The sequence below is a fragment of the Pseudomonas sp. McL0111 genome, assembly GCF_052567255.1.
In genome coordinates this window covers 5292707-5315258 of the sequence record NZ_CP199585.1, presented here as the reverse complement: position 1 = coordinate 5315258, position 22552 = coordinate 5292707, and the positions used below count along the sequence as shown (strand labels likewise).

28 protein-coding genes are annotated in these 22552 nt (G+C 59.4%); 11 read left to right on the top strand and 17 right to left on the bottom strand.

Annotation, left to right across the window (positions count from 1 at the left end; translation table 11 throughout):
* Positions 1 to 70: 70 nt before the first annotated feature.
* The 7 genes from ACTWLJ_RS24025 to ACTWLJ_RS23995 form a co-directional block, all read right to left on the bottom strand.
* Positions 71 to 433: a Na+/H+ antiporter subunit G gene (locus ACTWLJ_RS24025; RefSeq protein WP_445178734.1), complete on the bottom strand. Its 363-nt coding sequence runs from the start codon at positions 431 to 433 to the stop codon at positions 71 to 73.
* Positions 430 to 708, bottom strand: coding sequence for a K+/H+ antiporter subunit F (locus tag ACTWLJ_RS24020; protein WP_401210340.1), 279 nt, complete (start codon positions 706 to 708; stop codon positions 430 to 432). Before ACTWLJ_RS24020 ends, ACTWLJ_RS24025 begins: the two co-directional genes overlap by 4 nt.
* Positions 705 to 1193 (bottom strand): Na+/H+ antiporter subunit E, encoded by a 489-nt coding sequence (locus ACTWLJ_RS24015; protein WP_445178733.1) that lies wholly within the window; start codon positions 1191 to 1193, stop codon positions 705 to 707. Before ACTWLJ_RS24015 ends, ACTWLJ_RS24020 begins: the two co-directional genes overlap by 4 nt.
* A complete protein-coding gene (locus tag ACTWLJ_RS24010; protein WP_445178732.1) occupies positions 1190 to 2869 on the bottom strand; it encodes a monovalent cation/H+ antiporter subunit D in 1680 nt (559 codons plus the stop codon). The genes ACTWLJ_RS24015 and ACTWLJ_RS24010 overlap by 4 nt, the downstream gene beginning before the upstream one ends.
* Positions 2866 to 3210, bottom strand: a complete 345-nt coding sequence (locus ACTWLJ_RS24005) for a Na+/H+ antiporter subunit C (protein ID WP_339450172.1) — start codon at positions 3208 to 3210, stop codon at positions 2866 to 2868. The genes ACTWLJ_RS24010 and ACTWLJ_RS24005 overlap by 4 nt, the downstream gene beginning before the upstream one ends.
* A complete protein-coding gene (locus tag ACTWLJ_RS24000) occupies positions 3210 to 6128 on the bottom strand; it encodes a monovalent cation/H+ antiporter subunit A (protein ID WP_445178731.1) in 2919 nt (972 codons plus the stop codon). The genes ACTWLJ_RS24005 and ACTWLJ_RS24000 overlap by 1 nt, the downstream gene beginning before the upstream one ends.
* Before the next feature lie 271 nt (positions 6129 to 6399).
* The gene (locus tag ACTWLJ_RS23995; RefSeq protein WP_445178730.1) at positions 6400 to 7335 is read right to left on the bottom strand and encodes a DMT family transporter; all 936 of its coding nucleotides are present in this window, start codon (positions 7333 to 7335) and stop codon (positions 6400 to 6402) included.
* A gap of 85 nt (positions 7336 to 7420) precedes the next feature.
* On the opposite strand from ACTWLJ_RS23995, the gene ACTWLJ_RS23990 reads away from it, so the two are divergent.
* Positions 7421 to 7984 (top strand): helix-turn-helix domain-containing protein, encoded by a 564-nt coding sequence (locus tag ACTWLJ_RS23990; protein ID WP_445178729.1) that lies wholly within the window; start codon positions 7421 to 7423, stop codon positions 7982 to 7984.
* The gene (locus ACTWLJ_RS23985; RefSeq protein WP_445178728.1) at positions 7985 to 9397 is read left to right on the top strand and encodes an FAD/NAD(P)-binding protein; all 1413 of its coding nucleotides are present in this window, start codon (positions 7985 to 7987) and stop codon (positions 9395 to 9397) included.
* A 146-nt stretch (positions 9398 to 9543) separates the two neighbouring features.
* On the opposite strand, the gene ACTWLJ_RS23980 is transcribed toward ACTWLJ_RS23985, so the two are convergent.
* Together ACTWLJ_RS23980 and ppnN are read right to left on the bottom strand one after the other, a co-directional pair.
* Entirely contained in the window at positions 9544 to 10278 is a 735-nt protein-coding gene (locus ACTWLJ_RS23980) for a substrate-binding periplasmic protein (protein WP_445178727.1), read from the bottom strand.
* A 163-nt stretch (positions 10279 to 10441) separates the two neighbouring features.
* A complete protein-coding gene (ppnN, locus tag ACTWLJ_RS23975; protein ID WP_401212137.1) occupies positions 10442 to 11815 on the bottom strand; it encodes a nucleotide 5'-monophosphate nucleosidase PpnN in 1374 nt (457 codons plus the stop codon).
* A gap of 213 nt (positions 11816 to 12028) precedes the next feature.
* Here ppnN and ACTWLJ_RS23970 point away from each other — a divergent pair, with 213 nt between their 5' ends.
* Positions 12029 to 12556 carry a DUF3087 family protein gene (locus ACTWLJ_RS23970; protein WP_445178726.1) on the top strand — a complete coding sequence of 176 codons (528 nt, stop codon included), beginning with the start codon at positions 12029 to 12031 and terminating at the stop codon, positions 12554 to 12556.
* Between the two features lie 42 nt (positions 12557 to 12598).
* Here ACTWLJ_RS23970 and ACTWLJ_RS23965 read toward each other — a convergent pair whose 3' ends face one another.
* Entirely contained in the window at positions 12599 to 12982 is a 384-nt protein-coding gene (locus ACTWLJ_RS23965; protein ID WP_401212142.1) for a DUF2784 domain-containing protein, read from the bottom strand.
* Between the two features lie 132 nt (positions 12983 to 13114).
* Between ACTWLJ_RS23965 and ACTWLJ_RS23960 the strand changes: the two genes are divergently transcribed.
* From ACTWLJ_RS23960 to ACTWLJ_RS23950, 3 genes are all read left to right on the top strand, one after another.
* On the top strand, positions 13115 to 13813 hold the full coding sequence (locus ACTWLJ_RS23960) for an AzlC family ABC transporter permease (RefSeq protein WP_401212145.1): 699 nt from the start codon (positions 13115 to 13117) through the stop codon (positions 13811 to 13813).
* Positions 13813 to 14124 carry an AzlD domain-containing protein gene (locus tag ACTWLJ_RS23955; RefSeq protein WP_401212410.1) on the top strand — a complete coding sequence of 104 codons (312 nt, stop codon included), beginning with the start codon at positions 13813 to 13815 and terminating at the stop codon, positions 14122 to 14124. The genes ACTWLJ_RS23960 and ACTWLJ_RS23955 overlap by 1 nt, the downstream gene beginning before the upstream one ends.
* Before the next feature lie 64 nt (positions 14125 to 14188).
* Entirely contained in the window at positions 14189 to 14344 is a 156-nt protein-coding gene (locus ACTWLJ_RS23950) for a hypothetical protein (protein WP_401212148.1), read from the top strand.
* Between the two features lie 48 nt (positions 14345 to 14392).
* Here the strand turns inward: ACTWLJ_RS23950 and ACTWLJ_RS23945 are convergent, their stop codons facing one another.
* From ACTWLJ_RS23945 to ACTWLJ_RS23930, 4 genes are all read right to left on the bottom strand, one after another.
* A complete protein-coding gene (locus ACTWLJ_RS23945; RefSeq protein WP_401212151.1) occupies positions 14393 to 14665 on the bottom strand; it encodes a hypothetical protein in 273 nt (90 codons plus the stop codon).
* A gap of 254 nt (positions 14666 to 14919) precedes the next feature.
* Entirely contained in the window at positions 14920 to 15600 is a 681-nt protein-coding gene (locus ACTWLJ_RS23940; protein WP_445178725.1) for an SOS response-associated peptidase, read from the bottom strand.
* A 47-nt stretch (positions 15601 to 15647) separates the two neighbouring features.
* Positions 15648 to 16490: an ABC transporter permease gene (locus ACTWLJ_RS23935; RefSeq protein ID WP_445178724.1), complete on the bottom strand. Its 843-nt coding sequence runs from the start codon at positions 16488 to 16490 to the stop codon at positions 15648 to 15650.
* 61 nt (positions 16491 to 16551) lie between these two features.
* Positions 16552 to 17538 carry an aliphatic sulfonate ABC transporter substrate-binding protein gene (locus tag ACTWLJ_RS23930; protein ID WP_445178723.1) on the bottom strand — a complete coding sequence of 329 codons (987 nt, stop codon included), beginning with the start codon at positions 17536 to 17538 and terminating at the stop codon, positions 16552 to 16554.
* A gap of 290 nt (positions 17539 to 17828) precedes the next feature.
* On the opposite strand from ACTWLJ_RS23930, the gene ACTWLJ_RS23925 reads away from it, so the two are divergent.
* The 3 genes from ACTWLJ_RS23925 (at position 17829) to ACTWLJ_RS23915 (ending at position 20164) form a co-directional block, all read left to right on the top strand.
* On the top strand, positions 17829 to 18776 hold the full coding sequence (locus tag ACTWLJ_RS23925; protein ID WP_445178722.1) for an ABC transporter substrate-binding protein: 948 nt from the start codon (positions 17829 to 17831) through the stop codon (positions 18774 to 18776).
* A gap of 133 nt (positions 18777 to 18909) precedes the next feature.
* A complete protein-coding gene (locus ACTWLJ_RS23920; RefSeq protein WP_445178721.1) occupies positions 18910 to 19809 on the top strand; it encodes a polysaccharide deacetylase family protein in 900 nt (299 codons plus the stop codon).
* A 112-nt stretch (positions 19810 to 19921) separates the two neighbouring features.
* Complete coding sequence (locus ACTWLJ_RS23915; RefSeq protein ID WP_445178720.1) at positions 19922 to 20164, top strand: DUF1652 domain-containing protein; 243 nt, start codon at positions 19922 to 19924, stop codon at positions 20162 to 20164.
* Between the two features lie 4 nt (positions 20165 to 20168).
* On the opposite strand, the gene ACTWLJ_RS23910 is transcribed toward ACTWLJ_RS23915, so the two are convergent.
* Complete coding sequence (locus ACTWLJ_RS23910; protein ID WP_445178719.1) at positions 20169 to 20531, bottom strand: NUDIX hydrolase; 363 nt, start codon at positions 20529 to 20531, stop codon at positions 20169 to 20171.
* A 220-nt stretch (positions 20532 to 20751) separates the two neighbouring features.
* On the opposite strand from ACTWLJ_RS23910, the gene ACTWLJ_RS23905 reads away from it, so the two are divergent.
* A complete protein-coding gene (locus ACTWLJ_RS23905) occupies positions 20752 to 20949 on the top strand; it encodes a DUF2188 domain-containing protein (protein ID WP_401212174.1) in 198 nt (65 codons plus the stop codon).
* A gap of 59 nt (positions 20950 to 21008) precedes the next feature.
* Here ACTWLJ_RS23905 and ACTWLJ_RS23900 read toward each other — a convergent pair whose 3' ends face one another.
* Complete coding sequence (locus ACTWLJ_RS23900) at positions 21009 to 21248, bottom strand: hypothetical protein (protein ID WP_445178718.1); 240 nt, start codon at positions 21246 to 21248, stop codon at positions 21009 to 21011.
* 185 nt (positions 21249 to 21433) lie between these two features.
* Here ACTWLJ_RS23900 and ACTWLJ_RS23895 point away from each other — a divergent pair, with 185 nt between their 5' ends.
* The gene (locus ACTWLJ_RS23895; protein WP_445178717.1) at positions 21434 to 21769 is read left to right on the top strand and encodes a hypothetical protein; all 336 of its coding nucleotides are present in this window, start codon (positions 21434 to 21436) and stop codon (positions 21767 to 21769) included.
* A gap of 72 nt (positions 21770 to 21841) precedes the next feature.
* Here ACTWLJ_RS23895 and ACTWLJ_RS23890 read toward each other — a convergent pair whose 3' ends face one another.
* Positions 21842 to 22390: an RrF2 family transcriptional regulator gene (locus tag ACTWLJ_RS23890; protein WP_445178716.1), complete on the bottom strand. Its 549-nt coding sequence runs from the start codon at positions 22388 to 22390 to the stop codon at positions 21842 to 21844.
* Between the last annotated feature and the right edge of the window lie 162 nt (positions 22391 to 22552).

Genomic DNA, 22552 nt, shown 5'->3' with positions numbered 1-22552 from the left:
GCTTCACCGAAAACCCTGTGGGAGCGGGCTTGCCCGCGAAGAGGCCCGCTCAGACACCGAAAATTGCGGATCAGCTACCGCTTTCAGTACGACGACTACTCACCTCAGCCGGCACATCATCCCCAGCCATACGCTTACGGAACAACGCCGCCCGCGCCAGCAGCAGGGTGGTCACCGGAACCGTGATCGCCAGCAGAATCGGAATCAGCCACGCATGCAGCACCGGCCCGGACTTGAGCGCCGAAAAGCAGATGATCGACGCCAACGCCACGCACCACGCGCCGATGGTCGAGGCCAATGCTGGTGGGTGCATGCGCTGAAAGTAATCCTTCATTCGCAACATGCCGATTGCGCCGATCAGCGCAAACACGCCGCTGAGGACCAGAAGAATCGCCACCGGGATTTCCACCCACAGAGACAGTTGTTCGTTCATTCGATCACCTCGCCACGCAGCAGGAATTTCGCCAGGGCAAACGAGCCGACGAAGCCGAACAGCGCGATCAACAGCGCCGCCTCGAAGTAAGTGTCACTGGAATAACGAATGCCCAGCGTCAGCATCATCAGCATCGCGACGATGTACAGATAGTCCAGCGCCAGTACCCGATCCTGCGCCGACGGCCCTTTGAACAGGCGGATCAGGGTGAGCACCATGGCCATCGAAAACAGGAACAGCGTCAGCAGGATCGCGTTCGACAGTAATGGGCTCATTCGAAAATCTCCATCAACGGTCGCTCATAAGTCGTCTTGAAGTGCTCGATGAATTGCGCCTCGTCTTCCAGATCCCAAACGTGCAGTAATAAAATGCTGCGATCCAGCGCCAGTTCCGACCACACCGTGCCGGGCACCACCGTGCAGATCATCGATAACGCCGCGAGGCCGTGGGCTTCGCGCAGGTCCAGCGGCACTTTGACAAAACGCGAGCGCGGTGGGCGACGACCGGCGTTGAGCACGCCCCAGGCCACGATCAGGTTGGAGGCGATCACGTCGCGACCAACGAGGAAGAACAGCCGCAGGATCGTCAACGGCCGGCGCACGCGTACTTGTTTCGGACGCAGCTTGCGCATCATCAGTGGGGCGCAGAAACCCAATATCGCGCCGAGCAACAGGTTGCCCGGGCTGATCGACAGGTTCAGCACCAGCCACAGAATCCACAGCGCCAACGCCAACCACGGAGCAGGAAACAATCGCTTCATGGTTGCACCTCCAGCATGGCCGCTTTGCTTTCCGGACTTGGCACCGAGCGGGTGCCGAGCACCGCCATTACGTATTGCTGCGGATTGTTCAGTGCATCAGCTGCCGCCTGGGTGTAACGCATCAGCGGTTCGGCCTTGAAGGTCAGCGCGATGCTGAGCCCGAGCAGCAGGAAGATCGGCGCGCATTCGAGTTTACGTAGCAGCGGCGACGGGCGCTCCTCGGGCGTCCAGAAGCGCTGGATGCCCATGCGTGCGAAAGCCATCAACGAGGCCAGCCCCGACAGGATCAGCAGCGCCAGCAACGCCCAGGCAGCGTTCGATACTGGCTCGCCCGAGCCCATGCCCAGTGGATTGAGCAATGCACTGATCAGGTTGAGCTTGCCGATGAACCCGGACAGCGGCGGCATGCCGATGATCAGCAGGGCGCAGGCGATGAAGCTCAGGCCGAGGAACGCCATCGTCCATGGAATCACCTGACCGACCACGGCTTTCTGTTCGTCGTCGAGGTTGATGCCTTTGGGCGGTTGCAGCGATTCCTGCGGGCGCGGTAGCAGTTCGCTTTCATCCTCCAGCGGAATCTCGTTGGCCGAGCGCGAACGCTCGATCAACTCCGACAGCAGGAACAGCGCGCTCAGCGCCAACGTCGAGCTGACCAGATAGAACAGCGCCGCGCCAATCAGGTTCGGCTGAGCGAAACCGACCGCCGACAGCAGAATACCCGCAGACACCAGAATGCTCAGGGCGGCCATGCGCTCCAGACGCTGCGCGGCGACAATCGCCAGCGCAGCGCAAGCCATGGTCGCCATGCCGCCGTAGATCAGCCATTCGCCACCGAAATACGCCGAGGCTCCGGCCTGTCCGGAAAACAGCAGCGTCCACAGGCGCAGCAAGGTGTACACGCCGACCTTGGTCATGATCGCGAACATTGCCGCCACCGGCGCACTTGCCGAGGAATAGGCTGGCACCAGCCAGAAGTTCAGCGGCCACATGCCGGCCTTGGCCAGGAACGCCACCGCGAGAATCCCCGCGCCGGCGTGCAGCAAGCCACGGTCGGCTTCCGGCACCAGCGGAATCTTCAGCGCCAGATCGGCCATGTTCAAGGTGCCGGTAACGCCATAGATCAGCGCCGCGCCGATCAAAAACAACGACGATGCCAGCAAGTTGATCGAGATGTAATGCAGCCCCGACGATACCCGCGCCCGACCCGAACCATGCAGCAACAGGCCATAGGAGGCGGCGAGCAGCACTTCGAAGAACACGAACAGGTTGAACAAATCCGCCGTCAGGAACGCGCCGTACAGGCCCATCAACTGAATCTGGAACAGCGCGTGGAAGCTCGAACCGGCGCCATCCCAGCGCGCCATCGCAAACAGTAACGCGCTGACGCCGATGATTCCGGTCAGCACCAGCATCAACGCCGACAGGCGATCCACCACCAGCACGATGCCGAACGGCGCCTGCCAGTTGCCCGGCAGGTACACGCCGATGGAACCGGGCACGCCGGTGGTATTGGTCCACTGCAGCAGCATCACGGAAATGAACAGGCCAACCAGACTGGAGAACAGGTTGATCCTGGCCTTCAGCGGCCGGTGCTTCTCGCCGAGCATCAACATGATGGCGGCGGTCAGCAGCGGCAGCAGAATCGGTGCGGCGATCAGGTGAGTCATCGCCATCATTCTTTAGGCTCCCGGCCGTCAACGTGGTCGGTGCCGGTCAGGCCCCGGGAGGCGAGCAACACCACCAGAAACAGCGCGGTCATGGCGAAGCTGATAACGATAGCGGTCAGCACCAGCGCTTGCGGCAGTGGATCGGTGTAATGCAGCAGATCCTGGGTGACGCCGTCCTTGATCACCGGCTCCTTGCCGATGAACAGGCTGCCCATGCTGAAGATGAACAGGTTGACGCCGTAGGACAGCAGGCACAGGCCCATGACCACCTGAAATGTCCGTGGCCGCAGGATCAGCCACACGCCGGACGCGGCGAGCGCGCCGATGGCGATTGCGATGACTTCTTCCATCAGACGGCTCCTTTGCTGGCGACGGATTTGGGCAGGGATGCAGTCTTGTGACCTCGCACCGATTGGTGGGCGAGGGCGGTGAGGATCAACAGTGTCGAGCCGACCACGACGGCGTACACGCCAATGTCGAAAAACAGCGCGCTGGCGATATGGATGTCACCCAGCACTGGCAACGAGAAATGCCAGGTGTGGGTGGTGAGGAACGGATAACCCGCCGCCATTGCCCCGAGCCCGGTGACGGTGGCGAACAGCAGTCCGGTGCCCATCCAGCGCAGCGGCCGCAGGCTCATTTGTGCTTCGACCCACTGAGTGCCAGCGACCATGTATTGCAGGATGAACGCCACCGACATCACCAGACCGGCGACGAAACCGCCACCCGGCTGGTTGTGCCCGCGCATGAACAGGTAGAACGACACCACCAGCGCAATCGGCAGCAGCAGTCGCACCAGCACCGCCGGTACCATCATGAAGCCCAGCGCGGTATCCGTTGCCGAACGCGGGTTGACCAGATCGGTGACCACGTCCGGTGCCAGCAGACGCTGTTGGGCCGGTAGTTGCAGGCTTTCTTTCGGTGGGCGGAAACGCCGTAGCAGGGCAAACACGGTCAGCGCCACGGCGACCAGCACGGTGATTTCACCCAGCGTGTCGAAACCACGGAAGTCCACCAGCATCACATTGACCACGTTGCTGCCGCCGCCTTCGGGCATGGCCCGGCTGAGGTAGAACGAAGAAATGTCGTTCGGTGTTTGCCGAGTGAGCATGGCGTAGGACAGCAACGCCATGCCGCCACCGACTGCAATCGACAGCAGCAGGTCGCGCAGACGCCGGACTCGTGCCTTGCGCAAGCTGCTCGGCAACGGTGAAACCTCTTCGATTCGACGCGGCAACCAGCGCAGGCCGAGCAGGATCAGCACCGTGGTCACGACTTCGACCGCCAGTTGCGTCAGCGCCAGATCCGGCGCCGAGAACCAGACGAAGGTCACGCAGGTCATCAGGCCGCAAACGCTGACCATGGTCAGGGCCGCGAGACGGTGATACTTGGCCTGCCACGCGGCGCCGAGGGCGCAGGCGATCGCCAGCAGCCACAGAGTCACGAACACGATGGAGCCGGGGATCTTCGGCCGGTCGCCCCAGCTCAGACTGCTGTGCAACATCGGGATCAAACCGGCGAGCACCGCCGCCAATACCATCAGGAACAGTTGCGCTTGCAGGCGCTTGGTGCCGATCCGTCGCTCTACGCGGCGGGCCAGACGCATCATCACCACCAGACTGCGCTCGAACAGACGCTTGCCGTTGAAGCGTCCCACCAGCGGCGGATACTTGAAACGGCCATGCTTGAACTGGTTACGCAGCAGCAGATAAAGGACGATGCCGCCGGACATGGCGATCAGGCTCATGATCATCGGCGCATTCAGACCGTGCCAGATCGCCAGGCTGTACTCCGGCAACTCGCCGCCGACCACCGGCATTGCCGCCGCAGCCAGTATCGGGCCGACCACTTGCGCCGGGAAAATCCCCACCAGCAGGCAAGTGAACACCAGCAACTCGACCGGCGCACGCATCCAGCGCGGCGGTTCGTGCGGGGTGTGCGGCAGATCGGTAGCAGACGGGCCGAAGAACACATCGACGGTGAACCGCAGCGAATACGCGACGCTGAAGGTACCGGCGATGGTCGCGACAATCGGCAGTGCCGCTTCGACCCACGCGGTGGCGTTGATGAATACGGTCTCGGCGAAGAACATTTCTTTCGACAGGAAGCCGTTGAGTAACGGCACCCCGGCCATCGAAGCACTGGCAACCATCGCCAGCGTCGCGGTGAACGGAATCAGTTTGATCAGACCGCTGAGTTTGCGGATGTCGCGGGTGCCGCTTTCGTGGTCGATGATGCCCGCCGCCATGAACAGCGAGGCTTTGAAGGTCGCGTGATTGAGGATGTGAAACACCGCCGCGACTGCCGCCAACGGACTGTTAAGGCCCAGCAACAGCGTGATCAGGCCCAGATGGCTGATGGTCGAGTAGGCCAGCAGACCCTTGAGATCGTTCTGGAACATCGCGCAATACGCGCCGAGCAACAGCGTACAGGCACCAGCGCCGCTGACGATGTAGAACCATTCTTCACTGCCGGACAGCGACGGCCAGAGGCGTGCGAGCAGGAACACCCCGGCCTTGACCATGGTCGCCGAGTGCAGATAGGCCGAAACCGGTGTTGGCGCCGCCATCGCGTGCGGCAGCCAGAAATGGAAGGGGAACTGGGCGCTTTTGCTGAGTGCGCCGATGAGAATGAGGGGAAGCAGAATAGGGTAGAGGGCATGTGCGCGAATCAGATCGCCGGCGGCCAGGACCTTGTCCAGGTCATAGCTGCCGACGACATGGCCGAGAATCATTACCCCCGCCAGCAGGCATAGTCCGCCCGCGCCAGTGACCATCAGCGCCATGTAGGCGCCGCGACGTGCGTCGGCGCGGTGGTGCCAATAGCCGATCAACAGGAACGAGAAGAGGCTGGTCAGCTCCCAGAAGAACACGATCTGGATCAGGTTGCCGGAGATCACCAGACCGAGCATGGCGCCCATGAACGCCAGGAAAAACGCGAAGAAGCGCGGCACCGGGTCGTCCGGCGACATGTAATAGCGGGCATATAGAGCGACGAGGGTGCCGATGCCAAGGACGAGCATCGAGAACAACCAGGCAAAGCCGTCCATGCGCAGGACAAAATTCAGGCCCAGGCTGGGCAGCCACATGAACTCTTCACGAATTACGCCGCCGTGGGCGATTTGCGGGTACAACAACGCAACCTGGACGGTACCGATCAGAGCGACCAGACCCGCCAGCAGGGACTCGGTATTACGCGCGTTGTGTGGCAGCACGGCTGCCAGACAGCTGCCGATAAAAGGCAGAAGCAGTAGAACTATCAGGGACATAGGCTTCTAATCTGCGGAAGTTTGTGAAGCATCATACGTGCCAGCTCCCCGATCACCAAACGCCAGGATGTCTCAGAATCCTACAAAGTAGTCTCAAATTTTCTGTTTGGCATTATTTCGGGGGAAGGGATATTGCCTGTACCGGCCTCTTCGCGGGCAAGCCCGCTCCCACAGGTTTCTTTGTAGTACACAAAATACGGGTGCACCTCGAATACTGTGGGAGCGGGCTTGCCCGCGAAGGCTTACGCAAGAACACTATTGAAAGTTGGTGTTAACCCTTAACTTCCTGATCCAGTTCGGCAGCGGCTTCTTCAGCCTTACCCTTGGTCTTCAACTCACTGACAATCACCGCCGCCACAATCAACCCGGCGCCGAGCAGGGCAATCGCCGGCAGCCGCTCCCCGGCGATTCGCCCGACAATCCCGGCCCACACCGGCTCCCCGGCATAAATCAACGTGGCGCGAGTTGGTGAAACACTTTTCTGCGCCCAGTTCATCGCCACTTGAATCGCCGCACTCGCTGCGCCCAGGCCCAATGCGGAAGCCAGCAACAACCAGGAAAAGTCCGGAATCGCCTCACCGGTCGGCACCACCATCAGAAACGCCAGCACCGAAGTCACCGCCAGTTGCACCACCGTCACCCGTCGCACATCGACCAGACCTGCGTAGGTGCTGATCAGGATGATCTCGGCAGCAATCGCGATGGCGCTGATCAACGTGGCGATTTCACCGGGACTGAAATTCAGCGATGCACCAGCAGGGCCCGACAGCAGCATCAGCCCGGTAAACGCCAGCATGATGCCGATGCTTGGCATCAACCCCGGACGACGGCCGAGCACCATCCATTGCAGCAGTGGCACGAACGGCACGTACAGCGCGGTGATAAACGCCGACTGGCTGCTCGGAATGGTCTGCAAACCAACCGTCTGCAAGCCATAGCCGAGCATGATCGCCACACCAATGAACGCACCAGCCTTGAGTTCGAACAGGGTCAGGTCACGCAGGTGGCGCCAGGAGAACAGCGCGACGATGCTCGCTGCTGCGGCAAAGCGCAGGCCGACGAAGAACATCGGGCCGCTGACGGTCATCGCATGTTGCACCAGCAGGAAGGTGCCGCCCCAGACCATGGTAATCAGCACCAGCACGCACTCGGCCTTGCTGAAACGGGAGAAGCGGAGCGGGGTTTGGGGGCTGTTCACCGACGTCATGACCTTGCGCACTATAAAAGAGAGGCCGCACAATGCGCCCAACGTTGCGCAGTATACTGCCCAACCTCACCGAGTGAGCAATATAGTGCACAAAGATTCCACCCAACGGGCGTCCGTCCTGCAACACGTCAGCCAGAACGTCCGACGCCTGCGGCATGCCGCCGATATGAGCCAGGCAGCGCTGGCGGAAAAATCCGGGGTCAGTCGGCGGATGCTGGTGGCGATCGAGGCGGGCGAGAAAAATGTCAGCCTGACCACCCTCGACCGCGTCGCCGAAGCGCTCGACGTTGCTTTCAGTGATTTGATTCAGGCGCCGGACGCCCGCGACACCAGCCGCATCAACGAAGTGGCGTGGGCCGGCGTAATCTCCGGCAGCAAAGCAGTGTTGCTGTCCAAAGCTACCGCGACGCGAGAGGTGGAGCAGTGGGAGTGGTGCCTGCAACCGGGAGAGATCTATCCCTCACAACCGGATGCCGATGGCTGGAGCGAACAAATCTACGTGTTTGAAGGCTGCCTGACGTTGACGGTGGGCGATGTGACCAACACGATTTCGGCGGGTGAGTTTTTCATGTTCGCCAGCAACCAGCCGCACGGCTATCGCAATGATGGGCAAGTGGCGACGCGATTCGTCCGTAACGTGGTGATCTGAATGAATCAAAGCTCCAGCGACAAGCGCAGCGCAGATATCCTGATTATCGGCGGCGGCCTCAGCGGCACGATGCTCGCGGTGCAACTGCTGCGTCAGCCCGGCCAGCGGCAGATCCTGATCATCGAACCGCGTGCGGAACTGGGGCGTGGCGAGGCTTATAGCGCTGTCGAACTGGGTCATACGCTGAACGGAAATGCGGCGCGGATGAGCGTCGATCCGGACAACGTCGACGATCTGACGCAATGGCTGACCGAACATATTGCTGGCGGACGCTGGCCGGAATCTGCTGAGCAGAACGTGCCGGTCAGCGAGTTATTCCCACCGCGCGGTCTGTTTGGTGTCTACGTGCAGCAACGGCTGGCCGAAGCGCGAGCCGTGGGCGCGCAGTACGGCTCGACGGTTGAACACCTGCGTGCCGAGGTCGTTGACCTTCAAGTCGCCGCTGATTCGGTGCAACTCACTCTGAGCGACGGCCAGCGTTTGCAAGGCGCGCATGCCGTCATTGCCACCGGAATGTTCCCCGCTGCGCGCACTCCGCAGAAAGAGTCCAGCGGACTCAATGCCGCCGCGCTCGATCCGTGGGATGTCGCCGCCATGCGTCAACTCGATCCGCAATCAACGGTGCTGATCATCGGCTCGGGCCTGACCATGGTCGATGCCGTGGTGTCGCTGGAGCAGGCCGGGCACCGAGGGCCTATCGAGATTTTTTCCCGCCATGGATTGCTGCCGCATGTGCGTCGGCAACCGCCGGCCTGGGTGGATTTTCTCGCTGAGGATCACAGCATAGGTACGCCGCGACAGTTGTTGCGGGAGTTGCGCCGCCAATGCTGTGAGGCCATCGCGCAGGACATCGATTGGCAAGCACCGCTCGACACGGTCCGGGCGCATATTGGTCGGTTATGGAGTCAGGCGACCGACGTGCAGCGTCGACAATTCGTACGGCATGTGCGGCCGTGGTGGGAAAGTCATCACCATCGTTCGCCTCCACTAAGTGCGGCACTGGTTGCGCGTTTGCACCATGAAGGGCGATTGCAGATTCATGCGGCGTCGTTCAAAGGGCTTGAGCCGGACAGGGAGGGCGCGGTGAGTATCCGCATCCGTCGTCGCGGCGAGACTGAAACCTGCGTGGTGCGCGCAGCGGCGCTGATCAACTCCAGCGGCATCGAATACGACTGGCGTCGAGTGGCGCGGCCGTTGCCGCAGCAGTTGCTGGCTCGCGGATTGGTGCAGCCGGGACCTTTAGCGCTTGGGATTGCGGCAGCGGTGGATGGCGCGGTGCTGGGTGCCGAGGGGCGGGTTGCTGAGCGGTTGTTTGCCATGGGGCCGCCGTTGCGTGGGATGTGGTGGGAGAGCACGGCGGTGACTGATGTGGCGTTGCAGGCGAAAGCGCTGGCGTTGCGGTTGCTGAGGTGAACATTGAGTTGATCTCTCTGGCCTCATCGCTGGCAAGCCAGCTCCCACAGGGGGCTATGGTGTATATGAACTCTGAATTCAACCCGCAAACCTGTGGGAGCTGGCTTGCCAGCGAAGAGGCCGGTTCTGTCAGCGAAGATCATTGATCAACGCGGAAGGGCATTCACCAGCCACCGCTGGCGCATCTGCTCCAACCGCCCATTCGCCCGCAATGTATTGAGCGCCTGCTGCCAGCGCGCAACCTGCTTCGGATCGGTCTGCAACGAAAAGGCGATATAGGTGTTCTGTTTCATTAGCGGAATCTGATACTGCAAGCGACCAGGCTCCATGCCCTGCGCGCGTGCCAGCGATGCGCTGGACAGGGTATCGGACACCACGAAATCGGTACGGCCGAGGCTGAACAGCCGCATCATTTGCTCCGGAGTTTCCACGCCGTATAGATTGCTCAGGCCTTGTTGCTGCAGGTAGCTGTAGACCAGCCATTTGCGCGGCGCGGTAATCCTGCCCAGATGATCCGCCTCTTGCAGACTCTGCACCCGGGGATGGCGATTCTCTTGTGCGTAAAGCGCGGTTTCAACTTCGATCAGCGGCCCGACCCATTGGTAGCGGTCATCGCGTTCTTCGGTGCGCAACACGGTGAAGACACCTGTGTCCGGTGTATCGACCGCCATGCGCAGGGCGCGCAGCAGCGGCACTTGTTGCAGATTGATGTGGTCGCCGGTCTGTTCAGCCAGCGCCCGCACCACGTCCACCCCGTAACCCACCAGTTGATCGCCTTGTTGAAAATGCAGCGGCGGATGGTTGTCGGTGAGCAGTTGCAGATCCGCCGCGTTGGCCGCCAGGGCCAGGCATGACAGCAGACACGCGCCAATCCGTTTCATGAATCATCCCTGACGAAAACAAACGCGCAGCTTAGTACGGGCCAGTGGTGGCTGTCGTGGGGAATCTGTGGGGCTTTTGTGTCAGGAAGCAGGACTGATTGGCAGTAGAGAACAATGTGGGAGCAACCTTGCTCCCACATCGGTTGTGTAGCGCTTGAAAAGGTTACGCCACCACTTGATAGCACGGCACATACGCCGCGCCGCCCGGCAGTTTCATCCGGTGTTGGGCGACGAACGCTTTGAGCAGCAGATCCAGTGGCTGCATGATCGCCGCGTCACCACGGATCTGGTACGGGCCGTGTTCTTCGATCAAGCGGATGCCCTTGTCCTTGACGTTGCCGGCGACGATGCCGGAGAACGCCCGGCGCAGATTGGCCGCCAGTTCGTGCGGTGGCTGGTCGCGGTGCAGTTTGAGGTTGGCCATGTTTTCGTGGGTTGGATCGAACGGGCGCTGGAAGCCTTCGTCGATTTTCAGCAGCCAGTTGAAGTGGAACGCATCGGCGCGCTCGCGGCGGAACTGCTTCACGGCTTTGAGGCCCTGAGTCATTTGTCGCGCCACTTCGGCCGGGTCGTCGATGATGATCTCGTAGTGCTTTTTCGCCGCTTCGCCGAGGGTGGCGATAACGAAGGCATCGAGTTGTTCCAGATACGGCGCGGCATGCTTCGGCCCGGTCAGAATCACCGGAAACGGCAAGCCCTCGTTGTCCGGGTGCATCAGGATGCCCAGCAGGTAAAGGAACTCTTCGGCGGTGCCGGCGCCGCCCGGGAAAATGATGATGCCGTGGCCGACGCGGACGAAGGCTTCGAGGCGTTTTTCGATGTCCGGCAGGATCACCAGTTCATTGACGATCGGGTTCGGCGCTTCGGCGGCGATGATGCCCGGCTCGGTCAGGCCGAGGTAGCGGCCGCCGTGAATGCGTTGTTTGGCATGGGCGATGGTCGCGCCCTTCATCGGGCCCTTCATCACACCCGGACCGCAACCGGTGCAGATGTCGAGGCTGCGCAGGCCCAGTTCGTGGCCGACTTTCTTGGTGTATTTGTATTCTTCGGTATTGATCGAGTGACCGCCCCAGCAAACGACGATTTTCGGCTCGACGCCTGGGCGCAGGGTGCGGGCGTTGCGCAGCAGGTGGAAAACGTAGTCGCTGATGCCTTGGGAGGTGCTGAGGTCGATGCGTTGGCTGTCGAGTTCGTTTTCGGTGTAGACGATATCGCGCAGGGCGCTGAACAGCATTTCACGGGTGCTGGCGATCATTTCACCGTCGACGAACGCGTCGGCCGGAGCGTTCAGCAGCTCCAGGCGCACACCGCGATCCTGCTGGTGAATGCGGATTTCGAAGTCCTTGTAGGCTTCGAGAATGGTCTTTGCGTTGTCGACATGCGCGCCGGTATTGAGGATGGCCAGGGCGCACTGGCGAAAGAGGGTATAGGTGCTGCCGGTTCCGGCTTCGCTCAGTTGCTGGACTTCACGTTGAGAGAGGGTTTCCAGGCTGCCTTTCGGGCTGACGGAGGCGTTGATTACGTGTCGTTGGGTCATGCAATGATCCTTAAAACGATGTCATTCCAACAGCAGGCAAATGGCATCCGAATAATATGTATCCATGAATGAAGATGGCACGATCTGCGTGGTCCCGCCATGTCTCCGTTGAACGATAAAAAGATGAAAAGGGACCCCAGCATAGCTAAATCCCCCCTCGATGCGATAATGCGCCGGCCTGTTTTTTCCCATAGCCCAAGGAAGCCCCGAGTAATGTTCGAGATTCAGCCGATGGACGCCGTCACCTTTCGCCGGGAGACCCGACGCAGCACGATCATCATCGCGGCGCTGTTCCTGGTGTTGGCCATGCTGTTTTCGACCGCCGCAGTTGCGCTGTTTGGCGAGCCCGGTGGTGACAATCTGCGCTTCAATGTCGGCGGCGTGTTTGCGGCGTTGCTGTTGACGGCGGGGCTGTTGCGCGGACGTTTCTGGAGTCAGAGCTGGATGGCGCCTGCGGTTTATAGCTGGCGGCTCAAGCGCAATCTGATGAGCGTCACCAATGTGATGCATCAAGTGACTGCGGCGGTGGAGAAGGACGATCCGACGGCGATGAAAGTCTTGCGTTTCTATCATCTGGGATTGACTCAGATGCATGAACTGGACGGCAACTCCAGCGATCATGCGCAGTTACACCGGGAAGTCGAGCAACTGAAAGAGCGGATGCAGGCGCTTGGCCTGGACACTCAACAAACCCGACTTGACCCGGCATGGCTGGAAGCGCTGAAGCAGGCGCCGCGCTAAAGCTTCTGCCGTTTCGGCGGCAGTCAGTGCGACTGCCGCGACTTAAGGATGTGAAGCGTTGCGCCGCAGTTTCCACAGGCGCAGGCAGCGGCCATACACCAGCAAGTTAACGGCGAGTACCACGCTGCCAAGCGCCAACTGGATCTGCGGAGTCAGTCCGGCGGGGTAGATGATCGGCCAGATGTAATGCTCGATGAAGCCACCGGCGTACTCGGTTTGTCCGGCGGCGTGGCGCATCAGGTTTTCCCAATACGTCAGCGGACAGGTCAGGTGCAACACCTCGACCGCCACGCCCCAGGCCGCTGCCGGCAGGTGCAGCCACATGATCCGTGGCCATTTCAGCACGAGCAGCCCGCCGAACAGCACGAACAAAATGAACAGCAAATGAAACAGCACCAGCCCGTCGGCGGCAATTCGATAAAGCATGTCGTCTCCCTGACGCGTTTGCGAATGGCGTAATGGTACGCCGCCGGCCGGTGCAATTGCGCAAGATTATTCAAGCCAGCGCGAGGCGTTTGCTGGCACAGTCTGTGGTCATTTCCACGGTTGAAGAGCGATATGTCTGACTCACTTATGCCGCGCAGTGCGTTTTTGCGCGGAGCTGCGGCGATCATGCCGTTATCACTGGCGACCGCTCCCTGGGGGCTGCTGGCCGGCTCCATGGCGATTGAAGCCAATCTCACTCCGCTGCAAGGGCAGGGCCTGTCGAGCATCGTGTTTGCCGGTGCCGCGCAACTGGTGGCAATCGGCATGCTCAAGGGTGGCGCCGGAATTTTCTCGATTCTGCTGACCACCGTGCTGCTGACTTCGCAGCACCTGCTGTACGGAATGAGCATGCGCTCAGTGATTTCGCCGTTGCCCGGTCGCTGGCGCATCGGGCTCGGTTTTCTGTTGACCGATGAACTGTTTGCCCTGACCAGCCAGCACGACCGGCAGCAGTTCAATCGCTGGTACGCCTTGGGCGTCGGGCTGACGTTCTACGTTGCGTGGAACCTGTTCACCCTCGCTGGCATCGTTTTGGGCAGCAGTATCCCGGGGCTCGAACATCTGGGCCTGGACTTCTCGATTGCCGCGACGTTTATCGCGCTGATCACCCCCGTGGTGCGCAATGTGCCGACCGTGGTCTGCGTGGCGGTGTCGCTGTTCTGCTCGGTGCTGTTCAGTTATTGGCAGTGGGGCTCGGCGCTGGTGCTGTCGGGGCTGGCCGGGATGACTGCCGGGTTTATCTGCAACAAGCTGTATCGGGGGCGCACATGATGGTCTGGGCAGTAATTTTCGGCATGGGGCTGTTGGTTTTTCTCAACCGCTATGTGTTTCTCGAACCACGCTTGCCGGTGCGCCTGAGCAGCAATGCCCGGCAGTTTCTCGGCTTTGCGGTACCGGGAATGTTGACCGCGATCTGCGGCCCCATCGTGTTCATGCCGGACAAACAACTGAATTTGCAGTGGGATAATCCATATCTGCTTAGTTCGCTGGTGGCCATCGGGCTGGTGATTTACACCCGTAGTACCTTGGTTAGCATGCTGTTGAGCATGGCGTTCTTCTTTCTGTTGCGTTGGTGGCTGTAAGTTGCCGGCGCAAAACTGTTCTACGCTCTAAGGATCAGGTTTCCTTTATAACGGCGAGGTGGAGATGGCGAACGAGCCGACGCATCCAGATGTGAATGAAGAACTGGAAGAAGATGTGGATGAACCCACTGAAGAAGAAATCGAGCGTGAGAGGCGCAAAGAACAAACGTGGAAACACGATGATGGCAAAGAGCTTTCAACCCCTGATCTGAAACGCTGATCATCTGAATACGAAAAAGCCCCGCTTGATGCGGGGCTTTTCGTTGTTTCAGAGGTCTTCCAGCTTCGGGAAATCGGGGTGGGAAGCCCGGTAGCCCAAGGTCTTGTCGATCCAGGCGTTTAGCTCGTTGACCATCACCGGCGCATGGCCGGGATACCCGTCAAGGGTCGTGCGCAAGATCCGATCAATATCGGGGATTGAGCGCAGGTTTCGAGTCTTGATGTAGTGGCCGATAAAACAGTCGAGTTGAAAGCGTTCTGTCATGGACAGATAAATACACTCCAGGCCGTTGGCCTGTTTGATTGCAAAATCGTCGCGCAACTTAGTTCTCTGCAAGGCTTGTAAAGTTGTAGTGGATTCCTGGTTTGTTGACTCTTTGGTCAACTGGTATGCCAAACGGAAATGCGGCGCGCATGCTATCCGTAGTATTACGAATTGTATCTAACGCTCTTCAAGAGTCAGACAAGCGGTTAGTTTGCTCAGCCGAGTGTGCCGTCAGCAATGTTTCAAGATTGAAACAATGCCTGTAAATATCGCGCATCAACTGTGATTAAACGTGCGGGGCCGGCAGATTTTCAGGGTGTCTCGGCAATCAGACAGGGGCCCTGATTGCGTGCATTGCCCACCGCTTTGTCGACCTTGTACCACTCAAACACTTCACTGCCTTCGCCTTCGAACAGCAGCATTTGCTCGGCACGTTCGGCGGCCGTGCCGGGGTCGAGCCATTCGCGGGCCAGTTCTGCGGACAGAACCACCGGGCGCCGATCATGGATATCGAGCATGCCGCCGACGCTGTCGGCAGTGATGATCACGAAGCCGTCGTCATCGCGCTCTGGTGTTTCGGCTGTGGGAAATTGGCCGATGGCGGCGCAGAAAACTGCCGAGCGATCCGCTCGTCGAATCAGCCAGGGTTGGCGTCCGTTGTCCGGCGTATCGACCCATTCAAACCAGTTGTCGATGGGCACAATCAGCCGATGACGCCAGATCGCCCGAAAGAACGCCCCATGGGCAACCTTTTCGACTCGCGCATTGATCGGCGCAGCGCGATCTTTGGCCCAATGCGGACGCCAGCCCCAGCGCAAGTTTTGCGCGAAGAGTTGCTGTTCTTGCTGATGAAAAACCGCCAGCGGGGTGGTCGGTGCGGCGTTGTAGCGAGCCAGTGGCGCGTCGCCGACGTGGTTGATCAACGCATCGGGAATGCTCAGCACCGCGACAAAATCGTGGATGCCGCGATATTGCGAGAGTCTTCCGCACATGGCCGAACCTCCATCTGGACAGGTTCAGCTTAGTCGCAACTTTTAGCTCAATCCTGACTGCCCTGACCGGTGAACGTATCGCGCCACGCCAGCGAGCGGCGCTCCACAATCGCGAGCAGGCCATCGCTGAGTTTGCCGAGTAACGCGAGCACGATAATTGCTGCCAGCACGATGTCCGGTCGTGAGGTTTCACGACCGTCGCTGAGCAGATAGCCCAAGCCCTTGGTCGCGGCGATCAGCTCGGCGGCCACCAGAAACATCCACGCCAGGCTCATGCCGCTGCGCAATCCGGTGAACAGGCCGGGCAGGGCGGCGGGCAGCAGAATTCGTCGCACCAGTTGCAAGCGACTGAAGCCATAGATGCGGCCTACCTCCACCAGTTTTCTATCAATATTGCGGATCGCCGCAACGACATTGACGTACACCGGAAAGAACGCGCCGATCGCAATCAGGACAATTTTCGAGGTCTCATCGATCCCTAGCCACAACAGCAACAGCGGTACCCAGGCCAGGCTCGGAATGGCCCGCAGTGCGGCAAAGGTTGGTTCCAGATAAGCCTCAGCCTCACGACTCAAGCCGACCCATGCGGCGAACACCAACGCCAGACCAGCGCCGATGGCGAAACCGAGCAGTACACGCAACAGGCTGGCGGCGATGTGTTTCCACAATGTGCCCTCGGCGAGGTCGGTCAGGGTTACGGCGATCTCGCTCGGCGCGGGCATCTGGTAGGACGGCAACCACCCGACGCGTACGATTATTTCCAGCACGATCACGATTGCCAATGGCAGGGCCAGGCCCTTCAAGCGTCGCTGCCATGCAGGGTTTATGAAAGAACGGCGCGATCTCGGCACAGCGAGAGGCGCTGACAAGGTTTTGCTTTGACTGCTCATGGTTTTGGCTCCGCTCACGACCAATCCGCGTCGGGCGCGGATTGGTCGTGAGCCTTATCAGTTACTGGCGGGCGACGGCTTGCTGCACACCGCTGTCGAGCAATTGATCGATGACCTGATCGACATTCACCCCACGTCGCACCAGTTCTTCCGAGACCAGAATCGGCGCCGCAGCCTTCGACGCGAGTACGTCGTTGGCAGTCAATTGCGGACTGCTCAGATCGGTGCGAGACAGTTGCAGCTTGGCCACGTCCAGCGGCAAACCTGACTCCTGGGCGAGCAGGGCGGCGAACTCGTCGGGATTCTTCAGCGCCCATTCCCGGGCTTGCTCGTAGGCTTTGATCACGGTGTCGATGGTCTGCGGATGCTCCTTGGCGTACTGCTCGGTAACGCTGACCACGCCATAACTGTTGAAGGCGGGATTGCGATACAGCAGGCGCGAACCGGCCTGCACTTGACTGGCGGCCATGTGCGGATCGAGCCCGGCCCAGGCGTCGACATCACCTTTTTCCAGCGCGGTGCGGCCGTCCGGATGCTGCAAATGCACCAGTTCCACGTCGTCTTTTTTCAACCCGGCCTGCTGCAGGCTGCGCAAGGTGAACAGGTAGGGATCGGTGCCTTTGGTGGCAGCGATTTTCTTGCCCTTGAGGTCGGCAATGGTTTTGTACGGTGAGTCTTTGCGCACCACCAGCGCTGTCCATTCGGCGCGGCTGTAAACGTAAACCGATTTGATCGGGCTGCCGTTGGCGCGGCTGAGCACAGCCGCGAGGCTGGCGCTGGACGCGAAATCGACGCCGCCGCTGTTGAGGTACTCCAACGAACGGTTGCTGCCCTGGCTCAACACCCAACTGACTTTGGTTTGCGGCAAGGCTTTTTCGAGGAAACCGAAGTGCTTGAGCACCAGGCTGACGGGCGAATAGTAGGCGTAATCCAGGTGCACTTCGGCCGGAACGGTTTCAGCGGCGTGAGCGACGGGTTGCAGGCTCAGGGCGATGGCGCTGGCAACCAACAGCGTTTTGATGCGTGAAAAATGGAAGATCGATTTCATTGCGGCGCTCCGGCAACGGCACTGTTGGTTATTTCCAAATATTTTTATTGGCTGCGTCCTGCATGAATGGAATATTGCAGGCTCTGTGCCATGTGCTTTGAAGCCCCGTATTTATTGGGATTTGCCAATGTTTTCGGATTTTTTAGTGTTGCTGCAGGAACAGTCTGGTAAGCGACTGTTGCTAGAGAGACAACGCAAATTGGTGGTGATGAGCTTATGCATTAATCGAATTTAAAATCAGGACATTCAGAGCGTTATGGTCTATGCAAATCCCTCTCGCAGGACCCGCCATGAAGCTTTCTCGTTTCCTACGCACTGCGCTGACCGCTGCACTGTTCGCCGCGCCGCTTTCTTACGGCGCCGAGCCTTTGGTCCTGCATGTCGGTGATCAGAACTACTACAACATTCGCGCTTCGGTGGAGGCTTCCGGCGTCCTGAAAGACGCGCCTTACACCGTCGACTGGAAACATTTTCAGGCTGCCGCGCCGCTGGCTGAAGCGCTGCAAACCGGATCGCTGGATCTGGGTTTTCTCGGCGATTCAGGGTTTCTGTTTCTCGCGGCCAAACAAGCACCGGTGAAACTGATTGGCGTGTCACGACAGAACCCGGACACCATCGCCTTGCTGGTGCCGAAGGATTCGCCAGTCAAAACCATCGCGGATCTAAAAGGCAAAAAAGTCGCCTACTGGCCGGGCGCGTGGAGTCAGCAATTGACCTTGCGGGCGCTGGAGCAAGGCGGTCTGCCGGAGGATTACGTCGACTTCGTCAAACTGATGCCGATAGATGCGGCAGCCGCGCTACCGCAAGGCAGCATTGATGCCTTCCCGGTGTGGGAACCGTACATCTCCCAACAAATCGTGTTTTCCGGAGCGCGGCCCATTCTGACCGCGAAGAACCTGATGCCGGGGCTCAGCGCCATTGCGGCGTCTACGCCGTCAATCGACACTAAGCGCGAGGCAATTGCCGATTTTCTCGGACGCCTGAAGCAGGCTCGCGCCTGGGTCGACAGCCACACCGATGAGTACGCCGATCTGTGGGCGAAGAAAGCCAATCTCGATCAGGAAGTTTCGCGGCACTGGTTGCGCCAGGCGCACATGACGGTGGGGCCGGTCGATCAGCAAGCAGCGACGGACTTGCAGAGCACGGCGGATTTTCTGTTCAAGGTCAAAGCGCTGCCGGCACCGCTGGCCACCGCAGGCATTATCGACACCTCCTTTCAGCAGGTTCTGACGCACTGAGCAGCATTTGAACCAAACCCTGTGTAACCTTATCCAACCTCGGCTCGCACACGCGGGCCGCAGGGAGGAAGTAAAGGCGAGGGAGTTTTGCCAATCGACAACATGACCGCAGTGGTCGGGCTCAAGGCAAAACATGAAATCCTGGTTCAAGCTTTTCTCTGCGGCCGCTATCGCCTTAGGGCTGGTCGGCTGCATCGCAGCGCCCATCGAAATGACTGCACAGACCCAAGCGCAGCTCAAGGCGCAGGCGCCGGTGCGGTTTCTGCTGACGTTCGACGACGGTCCTAGCGCTTCCAGTTTCTGGAATCCGAGCGCCACCGTACTCGACAGCCTGGCGGATAATCCGCTGCAACCGCACATCAAAGCGGTGTTCTTTGTGCAGACCCGTGCGCCGAGAGCCGGCAACAGCGATATCGGCCGGCAAATCATGCATCGCGAGCATGACGAAGGGCATATTTTGGGTTTCCACACGGCAACCCACTGGCACACCAATCACCGTTCGCTTGATCCGCAAGAGCTGGAGCAATCGCTGAGCAACGGTGAGGCAGACATCAAAGCCATTACCGGTGCGGCGCCGACGCTGGTACGCCCACCGTTCTGGAACTACGACAAACGTACCTTCGCCGCTTATCAGCAGCATGGCATGCACATTTTGCTCACCGATCTGAGCGCCAACGACGGCAAGATCTGGGGCTTCAATGGCAGCCCGCGACGTCGGGCAAACATGTTGCGGCAGTTGTCGGAAGTGCGAGAGCAGATCGCCCGGGGTGAATTGCCGACGGTCGACGGAGTGATTCCAGTCGTGGTGACATTCCACGACCTCAACCGTTATTCCGCCCGCCACGCTCGCGAGTATTTGCAGATTCTGGTCGATAGCGCGGCGGCCACTGGCGTGCGGCTGGCGGACAAACCGTTTTATGACGATCACGACGCACTGCTGCGAGCCGCAACGGCGCGCACCGTGCAGAAAAGCGGGGATTCGGTGCACCTGCCGGGCATGTGGAACTGGATCTGGGGCCACGACGCACACTGAAAATGTGTGAGCTGGTTGGCATTTTCGTCGATTCTGTCAGGCGCGGAGTGCGAAAAGCTCATCTATGCTCTACCGGTCGATCCCCGACTTATCGCCTGCGAGGCGTTCGCCTATGGTTGCCATTACCGAGATCTGCCGGATCATTGAATCCGGCTTTTCGCCGTTGAACTGCAACTGCACCATCACCGCGCAGGGTCATTTGCAGATCAAGGTCTATGAGGCGGACAGCGGGCGAGTGGACCTTTTACTGAATGGCGTATCCCTCGAACATCTGGTCACTGTTCGTGACATTTCCAATTTCATTGGCGAATTACGCACCGAAATGAGCGCCGGGCGCCGGGCATTCGCCGGATAATCCCTTACAGCCTGCGCTTGAATGCCTGGACGATACGTAGCGTCGCATCACTGGCATTCAGATTCTGCACTGCATCCAGTGGATGCCAGATGCACTCGGCGATTTCGTTTTGCGGACGTACCTGGTCGATGTTCAGCACCGAAGCTTCGTAGACATGATGGCGTGTGGCGCCACTTTGCAGTTCCATCAAGTACAGCAGGTCCTCGGCGTCCAGCCCTGTTTCCTCCTGCAACTCCCGCGCGGCGGCTCCCACTTTGGTTTCTCCGGGCTCGACCTTGCCGCCCGGTAATGTCCAGCGACATCTGGGTTTGCGCACCAGCAAAACATGCCGGTCCTGTTCGCAAATTACGGTTGCACGTACTTTCATCTGTTACCTGTTTACTGCCTGTCACAAATAAGTAATAAAACTGCAATATTCGAGCCGAGGCCTGATTTAAAGGTTCCGTTGGGTTTTTGAGCGGTGAATTCAGCGAAAAGTGCCAAGGGGCTGGCGCTGATTGGTGCGACGTCTGGTCGGCACACAGGCGCGCGCCGGGTGTAAGGTAAAAGCGTAAAGCTGAATCAATGCCAGCAGACAGGAGGTATCCATGAGCATTCCGATGCTGAATAAAATGCACATGAATGGCTATGACGTACTCAGCGTAAACCATGGCCCGTGGCGGGTTTGCACCCAAGGCGACAGACTGGCGTCGTTTGCCAGCAAAGAAGAGGCGTTGGCCTATGCGGCTGCGTTGCCTGGTTACAGGAGTCGCTCGCCAGGCAAGCGAAGTCACAGATCGAGTTGATCGGCGTAACGCAAAAGCCCCGGGGAATCCGGGGCTTTTTGTTACGGGTCAGCGCAGATTCAATGGACTTTCGTTCGGCTGATCGCCCGCGCCTTGACTTCTTTGGCATACAGTTGCAGGCGTTCTTCGTCGCTTTGCAGCACTACACAGGATCTGAGTACCGCTTGTGCGTCCGCTTCATTGCCGGACTTGCGCAGTTGCTCGGCGATGCGTTTAAGGTCGACCGCTGACCATCTCAGGTCCGATGCGACACTTTGCAGGTCGCGCTGAAGTTCGTGTTCGTATTCATTGAGCCGCATGATCACCTCCGGAACATTCTCGGTACAAAATAGTAGCCGGATTTTTTTGCGGCGGGACGCATCTCGTCAGTCTTCGGCTGAACGGATGTAAAAGTTTGTCCAATATTGGCCAAAGGCACGGAGCCACGATGGATGTGTCTGCGGTTACAGGCTACATTCGCTTTTTTTCAGATCAGGGAAACACCATGCGGATATGGATCGGGGGGTTGGCGTTGGCAATGCTGGCGGGTTGTTCATTGCCATCGTCGTTGGTGCCGGGTGAGCCAAATCTCAGCAAGACCAGCACCAAAATCCCTAAGGACTACGCCGCCTGTTTGTTGCCGTTGTGGCAGCAGGACGTTTCCAAGACTACGCAAACGTCGATTTCCAACGGTTACCGCATCACCGCGCCGAGCGTCATCACTGCTGACGAGATTCTCGATGTCGTGAAGTACAAGGACGGCAGCCGGGTTTCGCTTTATCAAGGACCGCCGTGGGCCAAGTCCGGATCGTTGCGCAAAGCGGTGCGTGACTGCCTCTAAAGGCTTTCAAGGCGTCCACAAAAAAGCAGAAACCACGGTTTCTGCTTTTTTTTGCCTGAAGGATGGCTGCGGTCAGTCTGAGATGTCGGTGAGCGGGATCGAGCCGACGTTGCCTTTTTTCTCGCGGCGGTCCTGCATCCAGTCTTCCAGTTTTACCCCGAATTCAGCCGGCGCCTTGCGCCCGACCTTTCTCGCGATGTCGAGAATGGTCTGCTGGGCGAGGGCCTCTTCCATGCGCTTTTGCGCAGTCATCATCGCCCCGTGAATCGAGCAGGTGCCTTCCAGCGCCCAGTCTGGCGGGTTGCCGTCGAATAATGCGCAACGTCCGCGAATGTCCCGGCATTCGAAAATGTTCTTGCGTCCGTCGATGGCGTTGACGATATCGAGCAGGGTGATTTCATCCGCCGGCCGTGAAAGACGAAATCCGCCGCGCACGCCTTCAGTGGAAACCACCAGTTTGCCTTTGGCCAGTTTGGTGAAGATCTTCGCCAGATAGTCCAGCGGCACGCCCTGCAGTTCCGCGAGGTCGCGCACGCTCGCTTCGCGACTGTCGCCGCCATTACCGACCAGGAACACCAGGCAATGGATGCCGTACTCGACTCCTGCACTGTACAAAGACATCGTTATCTCCGACTTGATTTGTCGCCAATGTTAGCAGGTGAGTGATGGGCCGGCAATCTGCAAAGGTTTGCGCTTTAGCTGGCATGGCCCAATAAATTGGCGGTTTTTGAGGTGTCTACCCAATTTATAAATCGACAGGTTCGATCATAAACATCGAATTAT

Coding starts and splice junctions, on each gene's coding strand:
- ACTWLJ_RS24025 (WP_445178734.1), bottom strand. CDS start 433: ATGAACGAACAACTGTCTCTGTGGGTGGAAATCCCGGTGGCGATTCTT.
- ACTWLJ_RS24020 (WP_401210340.1), bottom strand. CDS start 708: ATGAGCCCATTACTGTCGAACGCGATCCTGCTGACGCTGTTCCTGTTT.
- ACTWLJ_RS24015 (WP_445178733.1), bottom strand. CDS start 1,193: ATGAAGCGATTGTTTCCTGCTCCGTGGTTGGCGTTGGCGCTGTGGATT.
- ACTWLJ_RS24010 (WP_445178732.1), bottom strand. CDS start 2,869: ATGATGGCGATGACTCACCTGATCGCCGCACCGATTCTGCTGCCGCTG.
- ACTWLJ_RS24005 (WP_339450172.1), bottom strand. CDS start 3,210: ATGGAAGAAGTCATCGCAATCGCCATCGGCGCGCTCGCCGCGTCCGGC.
- ACTWLJ_RS24000 (WP_445178731.1), bottom strand. CDS start 6,128: ATGTCCCTGATAGTTCTACTGCTTCTGCCTTTTATCGGCAGCTGTCTG.
- ACTWLJ_RS23995 (WP_445178730.1), bottom strand. CDS start 7,335: ATGACGTCGGTGAACAGCCCCCAAACCCCGCTCCGCTTCTCCCGTTTC.
- ACTWLJ_RS23985 (WP_445178728.1), top strand. CDS start 7,985: ATGAATCAAAGCTCCAGCGACAAGCGCAGCGCAGATATCCTGATTATC.
- ACTWLJ_RS23980 (WP_445178727.1), bottom strand. CDS start 10,278: ATGAAACGGATTGGCGCGTGTCTGCTGTCATGCCTGGCCCTGGCGGCC.
- ppnN (WP_401212137.1), bottom strand. CDS start 11,815: ATGACCCAACGACACGTAATCAACGCCTCCGTCAGCCCGAAAGGCAGC.
- ACTWLJ_RS23970 (WP_445178726.1), top strand. CDS start 12,029: ATGTTCGAGATTCAGCCGATGGACGCCGTCACCTTTCGCCGGGAGACC.
- ACTWLJ_RS23965 (WP_401212142.1), bottom strand. CDS start 12,982: ATGCTTTATCGAATTGCCGCCGACGGGCTGGTGCTGTTTCATTTGCTG.
- ACTWLJ_RS23960 (WP_401212145.1), top strand. CDS start 13,115: ATGTCTGACTCACTTATGCCGCGCAGTGCGTTTTTGCGCGGAGCTGCG.
- ACTWLJ_RS23955 (WP_401212410.1), top strand. CDS start 13,813: ATGGTCTGGGCAGTAATTTTCGGCATGGGGCTGTTGGTTTTTCTCAAC.
- ACTWLJ_RS23950 (WP_401212148.1), top strand. CDS start 14,189: ATGGCGAACGAGCCGACGCATCCAGATGTGAATGAAGAACTGGAAGAA.
- ACTWLJ_RS23940 (WP_445178725.1), bottom strand. CDS start 15,600: ATGTGCGGAAGACTCTCGCAATATCGCGGCATCCACGATTTTGTCGCG.
- ACTWLJ_RS23935 (WP_445178724.1), bottom strand. CDS start 16,490: ATGAGCAGTCAAAGCAAAACCTTGTCAGCGCCTCTCGCTGTGCCGAGA.
- ACTWLJ_RS23930 (WP_445178723.1), bottom strand. CDS start 17,538: ATGAAATCGATCTTCCATTTTTCACGCATCAAAACGCTGTTGGTTGCC.
- ACTWLJ_RS23925 (WP_445178722.1), top strand. CDS start 17,829: ATGAAGCTTTCTCGTTTCCTACGCACTGCGCTGACCGCTGCACTGTTC.
- ACTWLJ_RS23920 (WP_445178721.1), top strand. CDS start 18,910: ATGAAATCCTGGTTCAAGCTTTTCTCTGCGGCCGCTATCGCCTTAGGG.
- ACTWLJ_RS23915 (WP_445178720.1), top strand. CDS start 19,922: ATGGTTGCCATTACCGAGATCTGCCGGATCATTGAATCCGGCTTTTCG.
- ACTWLJ_RS23910 (WP_445178719.1), bottom strand. CDS start 20,531: ATGAAAGTACGTGCAACCGTAATTTGCGAACAGGACCGGCATGTTTTG.
- ACTWLJ_RS23905 (WP_401212174.1), top strand. CDS start 20,752: ATGAGCATTCCGATGCTGAATAAAATGCACATGAATGGCTATGACGTA.
- ACTWLJ_RS23900 (WP_445178718.1), bottom strand. CDS start 21,248: ATGCGGCTCAATGAATACGAACACGAACTTCAGCGCGACCTGCAAAGT.
- ACTWLJ_RS23895 (WP_445178717.1), top strand. CDS start 21,434: ATGCGGATATGGATCGGGGGGTTGGCGTTGGCAATGCTGGCGGGTTGT.
- ACTWLJ_RS23890 (WP_445178716.1), bottom strand. CDS start 22,390: ATGTCTTTGTACAGTGCAGGAGTCGAGTACGGCATCCATTGCCTGGTG.